At 63.0% G+C, this 14,890-nt stretch carries 13 protein-coding genes; 8 read left to right on the top strand and 5 right to left on the bottom strand.

The features are described 5' to 3' along the window. Positions 1 to 15: 15 nt before the first annotated feature. Complete coding sequence (gene bioB, locus E3E12_RS00215; protein ID WP_240810638.1) at positions 16 to 1,032, bottom strand: biotin synthase BioB; 1,017 nt, start codon at positions 1,030 to 1,032, stop codon at positions 16 to 18. A 345-nt stretch (positions 1,033 to 1,377) separates the two neighbouring features. Between bioB and E3E12_RS00210 the strand changes: the two genes are divergently transcribed. From E3E12_RS00210 to mltG, 7 genes are all read left to right on the top strand, one after another. Continuing rightward, on the top strand, positions 1,378 to 3,534 hold the full coding sequence (locus tag E3E12_RS00210; protein ID WP_141442530.1) for a M13 family metallopeptidase: 2,157 nt from the start codon (positions 1,378 to 1,380) through the stop codon (positions 3,532 to 3,534). Between the two features lie 104 nt (positions 3,535 to 3,638). Then, positions 3,639 to 4,427 (top strand): type 2 periplasmic-binding domain-containing protein, encoded by a 789-nt coding sequence (locus E3E12_RS00205; protein WP_141442529.1) that lies wholly within the window; start codon positions 3,639 to 3,641, stop codon positions 4,425 to 4,427. 90 nt (positions 4,428 to 4,517) lie between these two features. Further along, on the top strand, positions 4,518 to 5,489 hold the full coding sequence (gene fabD / locus E3E12_RS00200) for an ACP S-malonyltransferase (RefSeq protein WP_141442528.1): 972 nt from the start codon (positions 4,518 to 4,520) through the stop codon (positions 5,487 to 5,489). A gap of 80 nt (positions 5,490 to 5,569) precedes the next feature. Further along, on the top strand, positions 5,570 to 6,364 hold the full coding sequence (gene fabG / locus E3E12_RS00195; protein WP_141442527.1) for a 3-oxoacyl-[acyl-carrier-protein] reductase: 795 nt from the start codon (positions 5,570 to 5,572) through the stop codon (positions 6,362 to 6,364). 336 nt (positions 6,365 to 6,700) lie between these two features. After that, positions 6,701 to 6,940 carry an acyl carrier protein gene (locus tag E3E12_RS00190; protein WP_141442526.1) on the top strand — a complete coding sequence of 80 codons (240 nt, stop codon included), beginning with the start codon at positions 6,701 to 6,703 and terminating at the stop codon, positions 6,938 to 6,940. Between the two features lie 197 nt (positions 6,941 to 7,137). Continuing rightward, complete coding sequence (fabF, locus tag E3E12_RS00185; protein WP_141442525.1) at positions 7,138 to 8,463, top strand: beta-ketoacyl-ACP synthase II; 1,326 nt, start codon at positions 7,138 to 7,140, stop codon at positions 8,461 to 8,463. 95 nt (positions 8,464 to 8,558) lie between these two features. Then, entirely contained in the window at positions 8,559 to 9,800 is a 1,242-nt protein-coding gene (mltG, locus tag E3E12_RS00180; RefSeq protein ID WP_240810508.1) for an endolytic transglycosylase MltG, read from the top strand. 150 nt (positions 9,801 to 9,950) lie between these two features. Here the strand turns inward: mltG and E3E12_RS00175 are convergent, their stop codons facing one another. Beyond that, positions 9,951 to 11,012, bottom strand: a complete 1,062-nt coding sequence (locus E3E12_RS00175; protein ID WP_168194331.1) for a lipid-binding SYLF domain-containing protein — start codon at positions 11,010 to 11,012, stop codon at positions 9,951 to 9,953. A 260-nt stretch (positions 11,013 to 11,272) separates the two neighbouring features. Further along, positions 11,273 to 12,112, bottom strand: coding sequence for an inositol monophosphatase family protein (locus tag E3E12_RS00170; RefSeq protein ID WP_141442523.1), 840 nt, complete (start codon positions 12,110 to 12,112; stop codon positions 11,273 to 11,275). 145 nt (positions 12,113 to 12,257) lie between these two features. On the opposite strand from E3E12_RS00170, the gene E3E12_RS00165 reads away from it, so the two are divergent. Continuing rightward, positions 12,258 to 13,211 (top strand): glucosamine inositolphosphorylceramide transferase family protein, encoded by a 954-nt coding sequence (locus E3E12_RS00165; protein ID WP_141442522.1) that lies wholly within the window; start codon positions 12,258 to 12,260, stop codon positions 13,209 to 13,211. 30 nt (positions 13,212 to 13,241) lie between these two features. Here the strand turns inward: E3E12_RS00165 and E3E12_RS00160 are convergent, their stop codons facing one another. Then, complete coding sequence (locus E3E12_RS00160) at positions 13,242 to 14,057, bottom strand: nucleotidyltransferase family protein (protein ID WP_240810507.1); 816 nt, start codon at positions 14,055 to 14,057, stop codon at positions 13,242 to 13,244. Positions 14,058 to 14,070: 13 nt separating this feature from the next. Beyond that, positions 14,071 to 14,868 (bottom strand): sterol desaturase family protein, encoded by a 798-nt coding sequence (locus E3E12_RS00155; RefSeq protein ID WP_141443941.1) that lies wholly within the window; start codon positions 14,866 to 14,868, stop codon positions 14,071 to 14,073. Between the last annotated feature and the right edge of the window lie 22 nt (positions 14,869 to 14,890).

Below are 14,890 nucleotides of genomic sequence, written 5' to 3'. Positions count from 1 at the left end.
GACTGTGTCCGGACTTCAGGCTGTCACTGTGGTGTGGTTGGAAAGATGGGCCAGACCAGGGGCTGGGTGCATACCAAGTCGCTCAAGCAGGGCGCGGTCCCTATTTTGGGCAGGGTTGGGTGTGGTCAGCAGCTTGTCGCCCCAGAAAATGGAGTTGGCGCCTGCCAGGAAGCACAGCGCATGGTCTGAATCAGACATGGCCTCCCGCCCTGCGGCTAAGCGCACGTGGCTTGCTGGCATCATGATACGCGCTGTGGCGATGACGCGCGCAAAGGTGATGGGGTCGGTGCCTTCAGCATCCGCCAAGGGGGTACCCGCCACCTTGACCAGAAGGTTAATGGGCACGCTTTCAGGGTGGACAGGCAGGTTGGCCAACGTCACCAGCATGGCGGCGCGGTCCGCTGCCCCCTCCCCCATGCCGATGATGCCGCCGCAGCAGATTTTAATGTCAGCGTCACGCACGGCTGCCAGCGTATCCAGGCGCTGCTGGTAGGTGCGCGTGGTGATGATTTGGCCGTAAAACTCCTCTGACGTGTCCAAATTGTGGTTGTAGTAGTCCAGCCCAGCCTCCTTCAGGCGCGCCGCCTGGGCTGGGGTCAACATGCCGATGGTCAGGCAGGTCTCCAGCCCCATGTCGGCAATGGCTGTCACCATTTCGCAAACCGGGTCCAGGTCGCGGTCCTTGGGCGCACGCCAGGCCGCCCCCATACAGAAGCGCTGCGCACCGCCTTCCTTGGCCTTGATGGCCTCAGCCAGCACCTTCTCAAGCGGCATCAGGCGTTCTGAGGTCATGCGGTGTTCCAGCTGGGCGCTTTGGGGGCAGTAAGCGCAGTCCTCAGGGCAGCCGCCTGACTTGATGGAAAGCAGGGTGGAGATCTGCACTTCCGTTGGGTCGAAGAAGCGCCTGTGGGCCTGCTGGGCCTGCATGATGAGCTCTGGCAGGGGCAGTGCCAGGATGGCTTCGGCCTCCGCCCGGGTCCAATCATGGCGCAGGCCATCACTGGCTTGCTGCTGGGGGGTGCGGGTGTAGATACGCGCTGGCTCTGGCCTGGGGGAAGGGTTGGCTGTGTGGGCTGGTGTGTTAGTCAAGGCGGTGTTTCCGTTGTGGTCTGTTCGTTTTGGTTTGGTCGTTTCAGGCTGGTCGTTATGGCCTATCGCAAGGGCTACTGGGCTGTTGCCCCAAGTGAGCGCGCCAGTCGCAGGCTGGGTGCTGGGACACTGGGATGCATCAAGGCCAAGCGTGTTGTAGGATGGCTTAGCTGAACAGGGCGCCCCTGGCCAAGCGTGGCCCCCCTTGCGCTCTGCCCCAGCCCGAAGCGCCCCTGGGGCCAGGCGCGCCTTTGCCAGCCCTATATTTGTTTTGAAGGGAACCCCGCCATGTGTGCCGCAACCAGGCCAGCGCCCGTTTTCCGTGCCCACAGGGCCATGGCCAGAATGGCGCTGACCGCGCTGGGCCTGTCCCTGGCGCCAGCCCTCGCCACGCCAAGCGTGGCCCAAGCCCCCCAGCACCAGGACGCCGCCATGACAGCCAACACCACCCAACCCGCGAACTGGGGTTTTGACACAGCCGGCATGGACAGGGCTGTGGCACCTGGTGATGACTTCTTCACCTATGCTGACGGCACTTACCTGAAAAACCTGCAGATCCCCGCTGACATGAGCAGCTACGGCCCCTTCAGGGCGCTTTACCAGGAAAGCCTGGCGCGCCAGCGCACACTGCTGGATGACCTGACCAAAGCGGCAACGCCAAGCACCAGTGCAGCAAGCAGCACAGATGCCAAGCTTGCGCGCTATTACAGCACCTTCATGGACAGTGCGCGTGCCAACGCCCTTGGTGCCACCCCCCTGGCCGCTGACCTAGCGTCCATCCGCGCTATCAGGACGCAGCCTGAACTGGCCCAGGCTATGGGGAAGGCTTCCCAGGGGATGGGCTTCAGCACCTTCGCCCTGGGGGTGGAACAGGATCAGCGCGACCCAGAACGCTACATGCTGATGATTGACCAGGGCATGAGCATTGGCGTGGGCGGCGGCCTCAGCCTGCCAGACCAGCGCTATTACACAGACCCTGCCATGGCGCCTGTCCGCAAAGCTTGGCAGGGCTACATCGCCCATATGCTGGCACTGGAAGGCTGGCCTGAACCAGAACGCTACGCTGAGGCCATCATGGCGCTGGAAAGCAAGCTCTCCGCTGTGCAGCGCCCGCGTGAGAAAACGCGTGACGCCACAGCCAACTTTAACCCCATGACGGTAGATGAACTGTGCAAAGCAGCCCCTGACTTCGACTGGAAGGCCTTCCTGTTGGCTGCAGGCGTTCCCGCCAAGGGGCTTGGGGGGCGCGTTGTGGATGTGCGCCAACCAGAGGCCATCAAAGCCATGGCCGCTGTTCTGCAGGCCACACCCCTGCCTGTTTTGCAGGCTTGGCTGGCTTACCAGTTGGGCAACAACGCTGCCCCTTACCTTTCAGACGCGTTCTCCAAAGCGGCCTTCAACTTCAACGGCCACACCTTGGCTGGCATCAAGCAGCAGCCAGCGCGCTGGAAGCGCGGGGTGAGCGCCACCAACAACGCCATGGGCATGGCGCTGGGCAAGCTTTACGTGCAGCATTACTTCCCCCCCAGCGCCAAGGCCGACATCACCAAGCTGGCTGAACGCGTCAAGGCCGCCTTCAGGAAGCGGCTGGAGGGCAACAGCTGGATGGACGCCCCCACGCGCGAACGCGCCCTGCGCAAGCTTGACCGCTTCGCCATCCAGGTGGGCTACCCCGACAAATGGCGCGATTACAGCGCGCTTGAGGTCGTAACGGGCGATTCCTACGGCAACGCCAGCCGGGCCGCCGCCTTCAACTGGCACCATGAGTTGGACCGCTTGGACAAGCCCGTGGACCGCAGCGAATGGTTCATGACGCCCCAGACCGTCAATGCCTACAACGACCCCACCATGAACGAGATCGTCTTCCCAGCGGCCATCCTCCAACCTCCCTTCTATGACCCTAAGGGGGACGGGGCGGTGAATTATGGCGGCATTGGCGGCGTCATCGGTCATGAGATGAGCCACGGCTTTGACGACCAGGGGCGCCATTATGATGAGCACGGCCGCTTGCGCGACTGGTGGAGCCCCGCCAGCGCCAAAGCGTTTGAAGCCTTGGCCAAGCGCCTTGGGCAGCAATATGACGCTGTGGAGGTGCTGCCTGGCCTGCACGTCAATGGCAGCATGACGATGGGGGAGAACATCGCTGACCTGGGCGGCCTCAACCTGGCGCTGCAGGCCTGGAAGGACCAGGAGGGCCCCCAGGCAGACGCCAAGGCCCACGGCTTCACGGGGCGGCAGCGGGTGTTCCTGGGCTGGGCGCAGGTCTGGCGGGAGAAGCAGACGCCAGAGGCCCTGAAGGCCCAGGTGCTCTCCAATGAGCACGCGCCAGCTGTGGCGCGCGTTAACATGCCTGTGCACAATATTGGCGATTGGTATGACGTCTTCAGCGTCCAGCCAGGCCAGAAGCTGTGGCTGGCCCCTGATGGGCGCGTACAGATATGGTAAGCCCCCTAGGGCAAGCACCTTTAAGGTAAGCACCCTAGCGTTGGGGCCAACGGCGGCCTTTGCGTTCACACCACCTCTCCCTTTCACCCAGCAGGAATTCCCCCATGGCTGATTCATCCCCTTCCCTGTCCCTTGGCTATCTCAGCACGCCTATGGACGCCGCCCTCGCCTGCGTTGTGGCCCGCGCGCTTGAGGCCAACGGGATGGGTGTGGACTTCGCTGACCTCCCCTTGGAGGGGCGCCTGCCTGCGCTGGAAGCTGGGGAGGTGGACCTGCTCGTCTCCTGCCTGGTGCCTGAGGAAGCCGACCTCGCGGCAGCGGGCGATGTGCTGGGCACCCTCTTTCCCCCCCAAGTCAGCTTCGCCACCCTTCCTGGCACCTTCCCAGCCACCCCAGAACAGTGGCGCGGCGGCGATTTCAACCGTTTGGTGGTGACGGAACGCACGCGTTCGCTTCTGCCAGCGCTGGTGAACAAGGCCCCTGACCTGGCCCCCCTGCCCGTAGAGGAAGTCGCCAGCCCCGACCTGGCAGCCCAAATAGCTGGCTGGGCGCGGGCAAACCAGCAGGGCGCCGACATCCGCCCCCTGGTGCTGGCGTGGGAGCCCAATGCTGCTTTCGAACCGTCATCACCTGATGTCCCTGAGGGTGAACGCGCCCCAGGGCTGCGCACTCTGCCAGCGCGCCCAGGCTTGGATTTGCCAGTGGGGCAGGGCGTCCTTCTGGCCCGCCCGGGGCTGCGCGCCACCCTCAACCCAGACCTGCTGGCTGAACTGGGCGAATTGCGCCTCGACAACAGGGCGATGAGCGTTTTCGACCGCACTGTGGGGCTGGAGGACAAAGACCCAGACGACATGGCTGAGGCCCTTCAGCGTGGCCACCTGATTGGGCGCTAAAGCCTTGAACGTTGTGGACTGTGACGCCGGAAGCGCCCAGCCACCCCCTCACCACGCCCAAAGCGTTTGGGTGCCTGCAAGGAGACTTTCATGACCACATCCCACCACCATGCCTTTGTTTTCCCAGGCCAAGGCAGCCAGTTCATCGGCATGGGCAAGGAGCTGCACGATGCCTTCCCAGCTGCCCGCGACGTGTTCGGGGCGGTGGATGAAGCGCTGGGCCAATCCCTATCCAAACTGATGTTTTCAGGCGATGCGGCTGAGCTGACAGCTACGCGCAACGCCCAGCCTGCCTTGTTCGCCGTTTCCATGGCCGCTGTGGCAGCTTTGGAAGGGGAGGGGGGCTTCCACTTGCACCAGAAGGCAGCCTTCATGGCGGGCCATTCCTTGGGAGAGTACGCTGCCCTGGCCGCCTCTGGCGTGATGGACGTGGCCATAGGTGCCCGCCTGCTGCGCCTGCGCGGCGAAGCCATGCAGCGCGCCGTCCCTGCAGGCCAGGGGGGCATGGCTGCCTTGCTGGGCGTCACCCCTGAACTGGCAGCGGAAATCTGCAGCGAGGCCGCCAAGCAACCAGATGGCTGCACATCATGCCTGGTTGTTGCCAATGACAATGGCGGTGGCCAAATCGTGATTTCAGGCCATATGGAAGCTGTGGACAGGGCCGTGGCGCTGGCTGGGGAAAAGGGCGTCAAGCGCGCCGTGAAGCTGCCAGTCTCCGCCCCGTTCCACTCCCCCCTCATGGCGCCAGCCGCTGAGGAGATGGCCAAGGCCCTCGAAAGCGCCAAGCTTCAGGATGCCCAGGCACCCGTTATCGCCAACGTCACAGCCAGTCCGGAGCGCCAGGCGGCCAAGCTGCGCCCCCTGCTTGTGCGGCAGGTCACGGGGCAGGTGCGCTGGCGCGAAAGCGTGGAGGCCATGGCCAAAGCCGGCGTCACCCACCACCATGAGGTGGGGGCGGGCAAGGTGCTTTCAGGCCTGGTGCGGCGCATCGCCCCCAGCATGGCGGCAGACCGCGCAGGCACCCCTGCTGAAATCGAAGCCATGCTGAAAACCCTCACCTGACTTCACTTGGCCGCCCAAGCCCCAGGCCTGAAATACCCTCAACCCTGTTCACGTCACACCCTTCACACCAGGAACATGCCATGACGACACCAACCACCACGCCAACACCTGCTGCCAAGCCCTTCTTCAGCCTGGAAGGCCGCACGGCCCTGGTCACGGGTGCTACAGGCGGCATCGGCGCTGCCATTGCCCGCGCCCTGCACCGCCAAGGAGCAGCCGTGGTGCTGAGCGGGCGCCGGGCTGAGGCGCTCGCCAGCCTCCAGGCGGAACTGGACGCTGCCCGCCCTGGCCAGGCCTGGTGTGTGCCAGCCGACCTGGCCGACCCAGCCCAAGCAGACGCCCTGGTGGGGGAGGCTGAGAAAGCTTCAGGCCGCCCATTGGACATCCTGGTCAACAATGCTGGCCTCACCCGTGATGGTCTGGCCATGCGCATGAAGGACAGCGATTGGGCGGATGTCATCAAGGTGGACCTTGAAAGTCCCTTCCGTTTGGCGCGTGCAGCGCTTAAAGGCATGTTGCGCCGCCGCTCTGGGCGCATTATCTCCATCGCCTCCATCGTGGGCAGTACGGGCAATGGCGGCCAGGCCAACTACGCTGCAGCCAAGGCGGGCCTCGTGGGGATGAGCAAAAGCATGGCGCAGGAGGCAGCCCCGCGCGGCGTGACAGTCAATGTGGTGGCGCCTGGCTTCATCCAGACCGCCATGACCGAGGTCCTGCCTGAAAGCGTTCGCGCCAAGCTGCTTGGCAGCATTCCTCTGGGGCGCATGGGCCAGGTTGACGACATCGCAGCAGCTGTCCTCTACCTGGCTTCAGATGAGGCAGGCTGGGTCACGGGCACCACGCTGCACGTCAATGGCGGCATGGCGATGCTGTGATCGTATGATTGTATTGTGGTGGAGAACCAGGGCCCCAGCAGCCTGATTTGACAGAACGCCCGCTAAGGGCCAAAGCTGCCTGGAGAGCAGCCAGCCAACCCCCTCAGCGCAGCTAGCGGGGTGCCTAGGCTGGCTGGCAAGGGCTGGGTGGGCGCAGCCGGGGCGCAAAACAGCTTGGCCGCCTGGCGCAAACCATGCTAAGCGGCGCTGTGTTTGCCGCCATGCCCGCAGGGGCTGGCAATCATGTACCACCGTGCCCCGCCTTTGGATGGGCACAGCTAACCTGGCATGGATAATCATGCGTCTTCGGACGGACGGAAAGGACATAGAGGACTGATGAGCGACGAAATTGCTGACAAGGTGAAAAAGATTGTCGTTGAGCACCTCGGTGTTGAGGATTCCAAAGTGACACCGGAAGCTTCCTTCATCGATGACCTTGGCGCTGACAGCCTCGACACCGTTGAGCTGGTTATGGCTTTCGAGGAAGCTTTTTCCGTTGAGATCCCTGAAGACGCTGCTGAGAAGATTGGCACTGTCCAGGACGCCATTGACTATATCAAGAACTACAAGGCCTGAGCGCAGGCTTTGAACCACCTCAGGGGCTGCTGGCTGGTGCTTGCGGCCCCACGCTATTTTGAAGGCGCCTTGAAGCGTACGTGAGCTAGGCGCCCAGCCATGGCCCAGCCAGTTGCCCCATCTGCCTTCGGGCGCCAGGGGGCCAGGCTGGATGGCCCTGGCCAGATGCCCCAAGCATGCTGTGAAAGGATGTGACGATGAGCCCGGCCCCTACCCCCCCGGCCACCAATCCGAGGAAACGCGTTGTCGTCACAGGCATTGGTGTGGTCAGCCCCCTGGCCGCCAATGCGGAGCTGACCTGGGAGCGCCTCCTTGACGGGCAGTCTGGCATAGGGCGCATCACCCATTTTGACGCCTCCAACCTGCCAGCGCAGGTGGCGGGACAAGTGCCTGAAGGCCCCACTGAAGAAGGCGGCCTGACGCTGACGGACTGGCTGCCTGCCAAGGACATCCGCAAGATGGATCGCTTCATCCATTTGGGGCTTGTCGCTGCCATCCAGGCGGTGGAGGATTCAGGCTGGAAGCCAGAGGGGGAGGAGGACCGCTGCCGCACAGGGGTCATGATTGGCTCTGGCATTGGCGGCCTGCAAAGCATCTATGAGGCTTCCCTCATGGTGGCTGCTGGCAAGGCGCGACGCCTTTCGCCCTTCTTCATCCCTTCAGCGCTCATCAACTTGGCTTCTGGCCACCTTTCCATCAAATATGGCTTCAAGGGGCCCAACCATGCCGCTGTGACGGCGTGCGCCACAGGCGTGCACGCCATTGGCGATGCCTCCCGCCTCATTCAGCACGGCGATGCTGACGTGATGGTCGCTGGTGGCGCTGAAGCCGCCATCTGCGAACTGGGCATCGCTGGTTTCTGCTCAGCGCGCGCCCTTTCCACCAGCCACAACGAAACACCTGAGAAAGCCTCCCGCCCTTGGGACAAAGCCCGTGACGGCTTCGTGATGGGCGAAGGTGCAGGCGTTGTGGTGCTGGAGGAATACGAGCACGCCAAAGCGCGTGGCGCCCACATTTATGGTGAAGTCGCTGGTTATGGCCTCTCTGGTGACGCCTACCACATCACTGCGCCGGCCCCCAATCATGAAGGCGCCTTTAGGGCTATGACGTCTGCCCTCAATGACGCTGGGGTCAAGCCGGGGGAGATTGACTACGTCAATGCTCATGGCACCTCCACCATGGCTGATGAACTGGAGCTGGGCGCCATGGAGCGCCTGCTGGGCGAGGAAGGGGGGCATGTCGCCATGTCTTCCACTAAATCGGCCATTGGGCACCTGCTGGGCGCCGCTGGCGCGGTGGAGGCGATCTTCTGCCTTCTCTCCATGCGTGATGGCGTGGTTCCGCCTACCCTCAACCTTGACGACCCCGAACGCGACTCCATCATCGACCGCGTTCCCCACAAAGCCCAGAAGCGCGCTGTGGATGTCGCCCTTTCCAACAGCTTTGGCTTTGGTGGCACCAATGCCAGCCTGGTGTTGAAAAAAGTGCCTGAAACCACCAAGGCCCGCGTCAAAGCCTCCTGAAGGCTTCCTGAACCAGGGCTGGCAGGCGTGTAGCGGGGCCTTTTAAGCCCCGTTTTGGTGGGGGGTAGTAGGCTTGGGGCAACCATGGCCGCAGCGTGGCAAATCCGCTTAGGGGCTTCTCCCCTGAGGGTGGGCAGGCTTATCATGGCGTGATGCAGGATGATTCAACCCCCCCTAACACCGCCATGCTCCCACGCCATTCCCGTTGGGTGCGGGTCTTGAAAACCATTGTGGTCAGCCTTTTGGGGCTGGTGGCATTGGCCGCCATTGCCCTTGGGGTGGGTTACCAGCTGGTGCAGGACAGTTTCCTGCGCCCAGGGCCACTGCCAGCGGCGCGCGCCCTGGTGGTGCCCAAAGGCAATTACGACCAGGTGATTGGCAGCCTGGAACAGCAGGGAGTGCTGTCCTCCAAGCGCTTTGATGATGCTGTGTTCCGCTTCCTGATGGCCCGCACACGCAGCCAGGGGCCGCTGCGCGCTGGGGAATATTTGTTCCCTGCCCATGCCAGCGCCCAGAAAGTGCTGGACATCCTGCGTCACGGCAAGCCTATCCTGCACAGGCTGACCATCCCTGAAGGTTGGACGTCACGGCGTATCAGGGCAGCTATGATGGATGACAGCGCCCTTTCAGGTACCCTGCCCCCCACTATAGCTGAAGGTAGCGTCCAACCTCAGACCTACAGTTTTGAACGCGGCATGAACCGCACAGCCCTGCTGCACTTGATGCAACGCCAAATGAAGCGCCGCCTGGCCACCACATGGCAGAACCGCGACCAAGGGGCCCTTGCAGGGCTCGTCACCACACCCCAGCAGCTTCTGGTGCTGGCCTCCCTGGTGGAGCGTGAGACAGCCACCCCTGCTGAACGGCCTAAAATCGCGCGCGTGTTCCTCAACAGGTTGAAGTTGGACATGCCCCTTCAAACAGACCCAGGCACGATCTACGACCTCAGCGGTGGTGTAGGGACATTGCCGCGCCCTCTAACTCGTGCTGATTTGAAAGTGCCAGGCCCTCACAACACTTATTTGAACCACGGCATTCCTGAATCGCCCATCAGCGCCCCTGGCCGCGCCGCGTTGGAAGCCGTGGCCCACCCTGCCCAGGGGGATTGGCTTTATTTCGTGGCCAGTGGCCAGGGGGGGCACAATTTCGCCACCACCTTAAGCGACCACAACCACAATGTGCAGCACTGGCATAGCAGCCAAAACCCCACCCCAGATAGGGCGCCCGCCCAAGCCACCCCTTCAGGCCAGGCGCCCCAGGCAGCTGCGCCCACAGCCCCTCAAACTGCACCCCAGCCCGCTACCACAGCGCCTAGTACTGGTCCTGCGGCCCCTTGAGGCTGGACAGGCATCCTCCATCCTTCCCTGGCCCCGACAGAGCCAGGTGAGGGCCCCACGATACAAGAAAGCGAAAGCCCCTCTCCAAATGGAAAGGGGCTTTCTGTTAGCTAGGGCTCCCAGCGCAGGAGCTGAGGGAAGCTCAGCTTATCAAGGGTTGGTCATGGCGTTTTTCACAGCACCCCTGACGCTGCTTGCGCTGGCTTTAGCGCTAGCAGCCGCCTTATGGGCTGTGGCCTTGGCACTGGCTGCCGTGTTTCGGGCTGTGGTCTTGGCGGCGGCAACAGCATGTTGCGCCGCAGCACTGGCCTTATGCGCGCTTTGGGACGCATCGCCAGCCAAGGGCGTACTGGTGACGGTGTTTTTCACCTGCACGCCTGTGGTAGTGGCTTTGGATTTGGCTTTATCCACAGCGGTACTGACGGCGCTGGCCACAGAGCTTTGGTCACGCGTGGGCACCACGGCCGCTTCCATTACCGCGCGGCGCAGGGGGTCAGCCGCCGTGTTGTTGACGGACATTTTCAGCAATATGTCCTCAGGGGTGACGGTACGGTGGTAATAGGCATCATCGTCTTTGTCATCGGGGGAAAGCTGAGACCCCCCCAGGGAGGCGCCCACATAAAGTCCATCCGCTTGTTGAAGGGCGTAGATGTCAGCAGCACCGCCATCCGTGCTGCCCTGGTTGGCGTGGCCGCCCATGTCAGCGAAGGTCACCCCGGCGTGGGCGTTGAAAGCGAACTGCTTGTCCAGAATGGCGTTCAGCGCCTTCTCATTCATGATGAACAGCATCAGGCGGCTGTTCTGGTAGCCAATCTGCAGCCCCACTGAACCAGCGCTGAGGTTGTAGAAAGCAGGGTCTGACCATGTGCCCTTGCCACCGCGCGCCATCAGGATGCAGCGCCCGCCTGAACCGCCGAATACCAAGGACATGTTGAAGATGTCAGGGCAGATCATCACGGCGCGCGCTTTGTGGAGGATTTTGCGGCGGCTGGCGATCTGCGCAGGCGTGGCCGTAACGTTTGAGAACAGCTGCTGCACCTGGAAGGTCGCTTTGTTGACCAGGGACTGGTCGTGGCGTGCGCGCGAGGCCATGTCAGCATGGGCTGTACCAAGCGTGGCCATGCCAGCCACCACGGCAGCAGTGGCCAACATGCCGCGGCGCACTGCCTGGGCGGCCTGATGGGGTAACGTGTTCTTCAACCGGTTCATCATGTCCCTGTCCTTGACGAGTGCCCTTGCCAGCCCCTGCAGGCTGGCGCATGGCCTGAATGGCAATGGTCCCTGGCGCATTCTTAGCGCCTCCATAGTCCCCAGCCTTGCCCATCCTGCCACGAATGCCGGGCGGGCGCTGCTGGAAAAGCCTTATAAACCCCCACGCCCCCTGTCCAGGGGCAGCTTGCAAGAACGGCTAGGCCTGCAGTACGGCAAGTGCTTTGGCGGGCGCTAGCTGGCGTGTGTCCTTGGTGGGACCGTTAAGGGGTTGTGGTCTGCCCAACCAGGCCAAGGGCCGCTGCGAGGGGGGCTGCCAAGGCCGGACTGGCAGCGAAAATCTGTGCCCCTCCCTCAAGTCCCCCTTGCTGGAGGAAAGGCGTAACGCTGGCGCCTGCCTCCTCCAGCAGGACCAGTGCAGCGGCCACGTCCCACAGCTGGATCACCTTTTCCAAATAGCCATCCTGCCGCCCGCAGGCCACGTCAGCCAGCGCCAACGCGCCTGAACCAAGCGTACGCGGCATGGCACCTGTGGAAAGGACATTAACCATGCGGGCCTCGTACCAGCCCTTCTCCACCCAAGGTGACCAGCCAACCTCCACCATGGCGTGGCTGGTGCTTTTCGTGGTGGCGGCCTTCATGGGTTGGCCATTACGCCATGCCCCGCAGCCTTTGATGGCGGCGTAAGTCTTCAAGGTGGTGGGCGCGCTGATGATGCCCATCATGGGGGTGTCGTTCCAAAACAAGCCAAGCGAAACGCACCAGCGGTCGCGCCCACGGGCATAGTTGGAGGTGCCGTCAATGGGGTCTGCGATCCAGCGCCAGCCTTCAGGGCGCCTGGCGCCGCCTGTCTCCTCCCCCAAAAAGGCGTCACCAGGGAAGGCTGCTAGCAACCCTTCCCGCAGCAGTTTCTCAACAGCCTTGTCAGCAGCGGTGACGTAATCCTGCTGCCCCTTCATGGCAGCTTGGGGGGCACCTGGGGCTGGGCGCATGACCATGGCCAGCTCTGCCGCCTGCCCCATCAGGGCCAGGGCGGTTGTGAAACGCCCCTCCACCCCTGGTGGTGCCAGGCGCAGGTGGTTTTCGGGGATGACATCAGCCATGGCGGTTTTCCTTCAAAGGCACGATCATGGTAATGAATGCCACAAATGTCTTTAGGGGGCCATTCAAGCAAGCCCCACCCCACAACGGAGCGCCCTGGCTGGGGCAGCGCCAGGCCAGGCCCCAACGCCACCAGGGTTTTCCAGCATGGTTTCCATCTCCTCATTGCCATTTGCCAAGCCCGTCCACCATTGGCGGTGCGCGCTCATCCATGCCCCCATCAGCCACGCACTGCGCCCTGAGGGATTCGCTGGGGACGCCATCACCCTCCTTCCTGATACGGGGCCAGACCACTTCCTGGCGGACCCTTTCGGCCTTGAGGAAGGCGGTAAAATCCACGTCATGGCGGAAAACTACGATTACCGCACTGACCGTGGCGTGATAGATGCCCTGACCTATGACACTGCCAGCTGGAAGCTGCTTGAGCGCGTGCGCGTGCTCGACAAGCCATGGCATCTCTCCTACCCCGCTCTGTACCGATGGCAGGGGGGCATCTACATGCTGCCTGAAGCTTGGAAATCAGGCAGGCTTTCGCTCTACCGCGCCCGCAGCTTCCCCCATGATTGGGTGCTGGAGCCAGCTTTCCGTTTTGACCACCCTGCCATCGACCCAACCTTGCTTGAGCTTGGCGGGCGCTGGTGGATGTTCTGGACTCCCCCCACCCCCAAACCAGCGCGCCAGAGCGAGCTGCGCCTTTCCTGGGCTGAGGGGCTGATGGGGCCTTGGCACCATGAAGGCACCTTGCTGGTGGACCGTTCAGGGGCCCGCCCTGGTGGCACGGCATGGGTGGGGCAAAGCGTTTCAGGCAGCCCAGTGGTGCATTTGCCTGTGCAAAACTGCACCCAGAGTTATGGCGGCGGCATGGCCATCCTGACCCTTGGCGGCCTGCTGGAGGGGCGGCCCCATGTGCTGGGGCGCCATGACGTGCCCATCCCCCCTTCACTAGCTGATGAATGGGGGGACGGTTTTCACACCATCGCCGCCGTCACGGATTCTTCTGGAGCGGCCAAAACGCTGGTTGACGTCCGCTGCGACATCCGCAGCCCCCGCACCGCTTTTCTGAAGAAATGGGGCAAGCTCAAGCGGCGCTTCCAACGCTGAGGGCGCTGGGGGCATGCAGCGCCTCAACGTTCAGGGGGTGCGGCTTTCAGGGGTGGCCAGCAGCTTTTCAGCCAAGTGCCAATCCGTCACCTTGTCCACGTCAACGGCGGCACGCCCGTCATCCATCATGATGAGGCGCGCATGGGCGCCTGTCAGGGCCTCTATGCGGTTTTCAAGCGCCTCCACACTCAATGTGCGGGTGAGGGCGCGCGCAAGCGTCCCCCAACCCAGGCGCTGGGCCATGCGCAAGGGGTGCTTGCGGTCTTTCTGCAGCACCTCCCATAAATCAATCACGTTCAAGGCGTTTTGGTTGGCTAGCCAAAACAGGTTGCAACCAGAGAACGCCGCATCCGAAAGGCGGATGAACGTGCGTTTGGTGGTAGGAACGTCCCGCGTGACAGTTTCCCTGAGCGCCACAGCTGCTGTGATGTCAGCGCCGGTGGCGCGGCTTTTGGCAATGAACCCCGCCACCCATTCAGGCTGCAGCAGGGCATGGTCAGCCGTGGTCAGCAGGCAGGGCGTGCCTGCCAGGCGCACAGCCACCGCTGCGCTCTCAGCTGGGGTTGGGCAGGCCTGAACGGGGGTGACGCGCCCTTCCAGGAAGGCCAGTGCGGAGGGGTCCTCAATGGAAACTAAGGGCTTGCCAGCCCCTGGCACTGCTTCAAGTGCGCTGACAACGCGTTCCAGCATAGGCACCCCCCCCACAGGCAGAAGGGCCTTGTGTGTAGTTTGGCCAAAGCGCGCTAAGGGCTCCGCCGCGCCATGGCGCGATCCAGCCAGAATCACCGTGCTGAAGGGCGCAGGTCCTTGGGGCGTGGTGCCGTGATGTGGCATGAAGCTGGTCATCAGTTGCGTGCCTTCAGCCCACGCCAAGCTTGGCCGCTTTGCGGCTTTGGGGGTTGCGGAACTGCGGCGTGTGGGGCACGCGCGCCGGGTCCGGCCTGTGGCGCGGCGGCGCGCCTGTGTGGCGCATCACCCAGGGGTAGCGCTGTGCTTCCTCCATGTTATAGCCCAGGTTGAACACGAACTTGCTGCGCGGCCTATCCTTGGCTGTGCGGTAGAACGTGCCCAACATGCGGTCAAGCAAGTAGTTGGTGATGCCGAAATTGCCGTCCTCGTCATGGAAATGGTGGAGGATGTGCAGCTGGACGATGTAAACCACCCAATCCCATTTCGGCTTGTAGTTCAGGTGCTGCAAGCAATGGAAGAACTCATAGATGCACGCCATAGAAACAGCGGTGCCGAGCGCGGAGAAGGCGCCGCTCCATCCCCCCATGAGGTAGCCTAGCGGCAGCGCGATGGAAGACGCTGTCGGCACCGTGTGGAGGGGGGAGCCAAACAAGACCTCCAGCTTGTGCGGGTCCTGGTGGTGGTCCCAGTGGATGCGCTTCCACATCTTGGCCGTGAGCGGATTACGGTAAAACCAGCGCCCATGCATGATCCAGCGGTGGATGACGTACCACACCACCGGGAACACCAGAATGACGGCCACCATGGGCAGGAAGGCCGCCCAGAAGCTTGTCCAGAACCAGAACGTCGCCGCTGCAGAGGCGATGATGATGGAGAAGTAAAGCAGGATGGTGGGATAGGTCAGGTAGGCCTTCCACAGCTGGGGCAGGTTCATTTTGCCCAAGTCGTGGCTGCGGCCTTTCCGCATCAAGGGGGTGTTCTTGAGAAAC

The organism is Formicincola oecophyllae, from assembly GCF_006542395.2.
Lineage (GTDB): Bacteria > Pseudomonadota > Alphaproteobacteria > Acetobacterales > Acetobacteraceae > Formicincola > Formicincola oecophyllae.
Note: the sequence above shows the minus strand (reverse complement) of the source record. Positions and strands in the feature narration are given on the sequence as shown.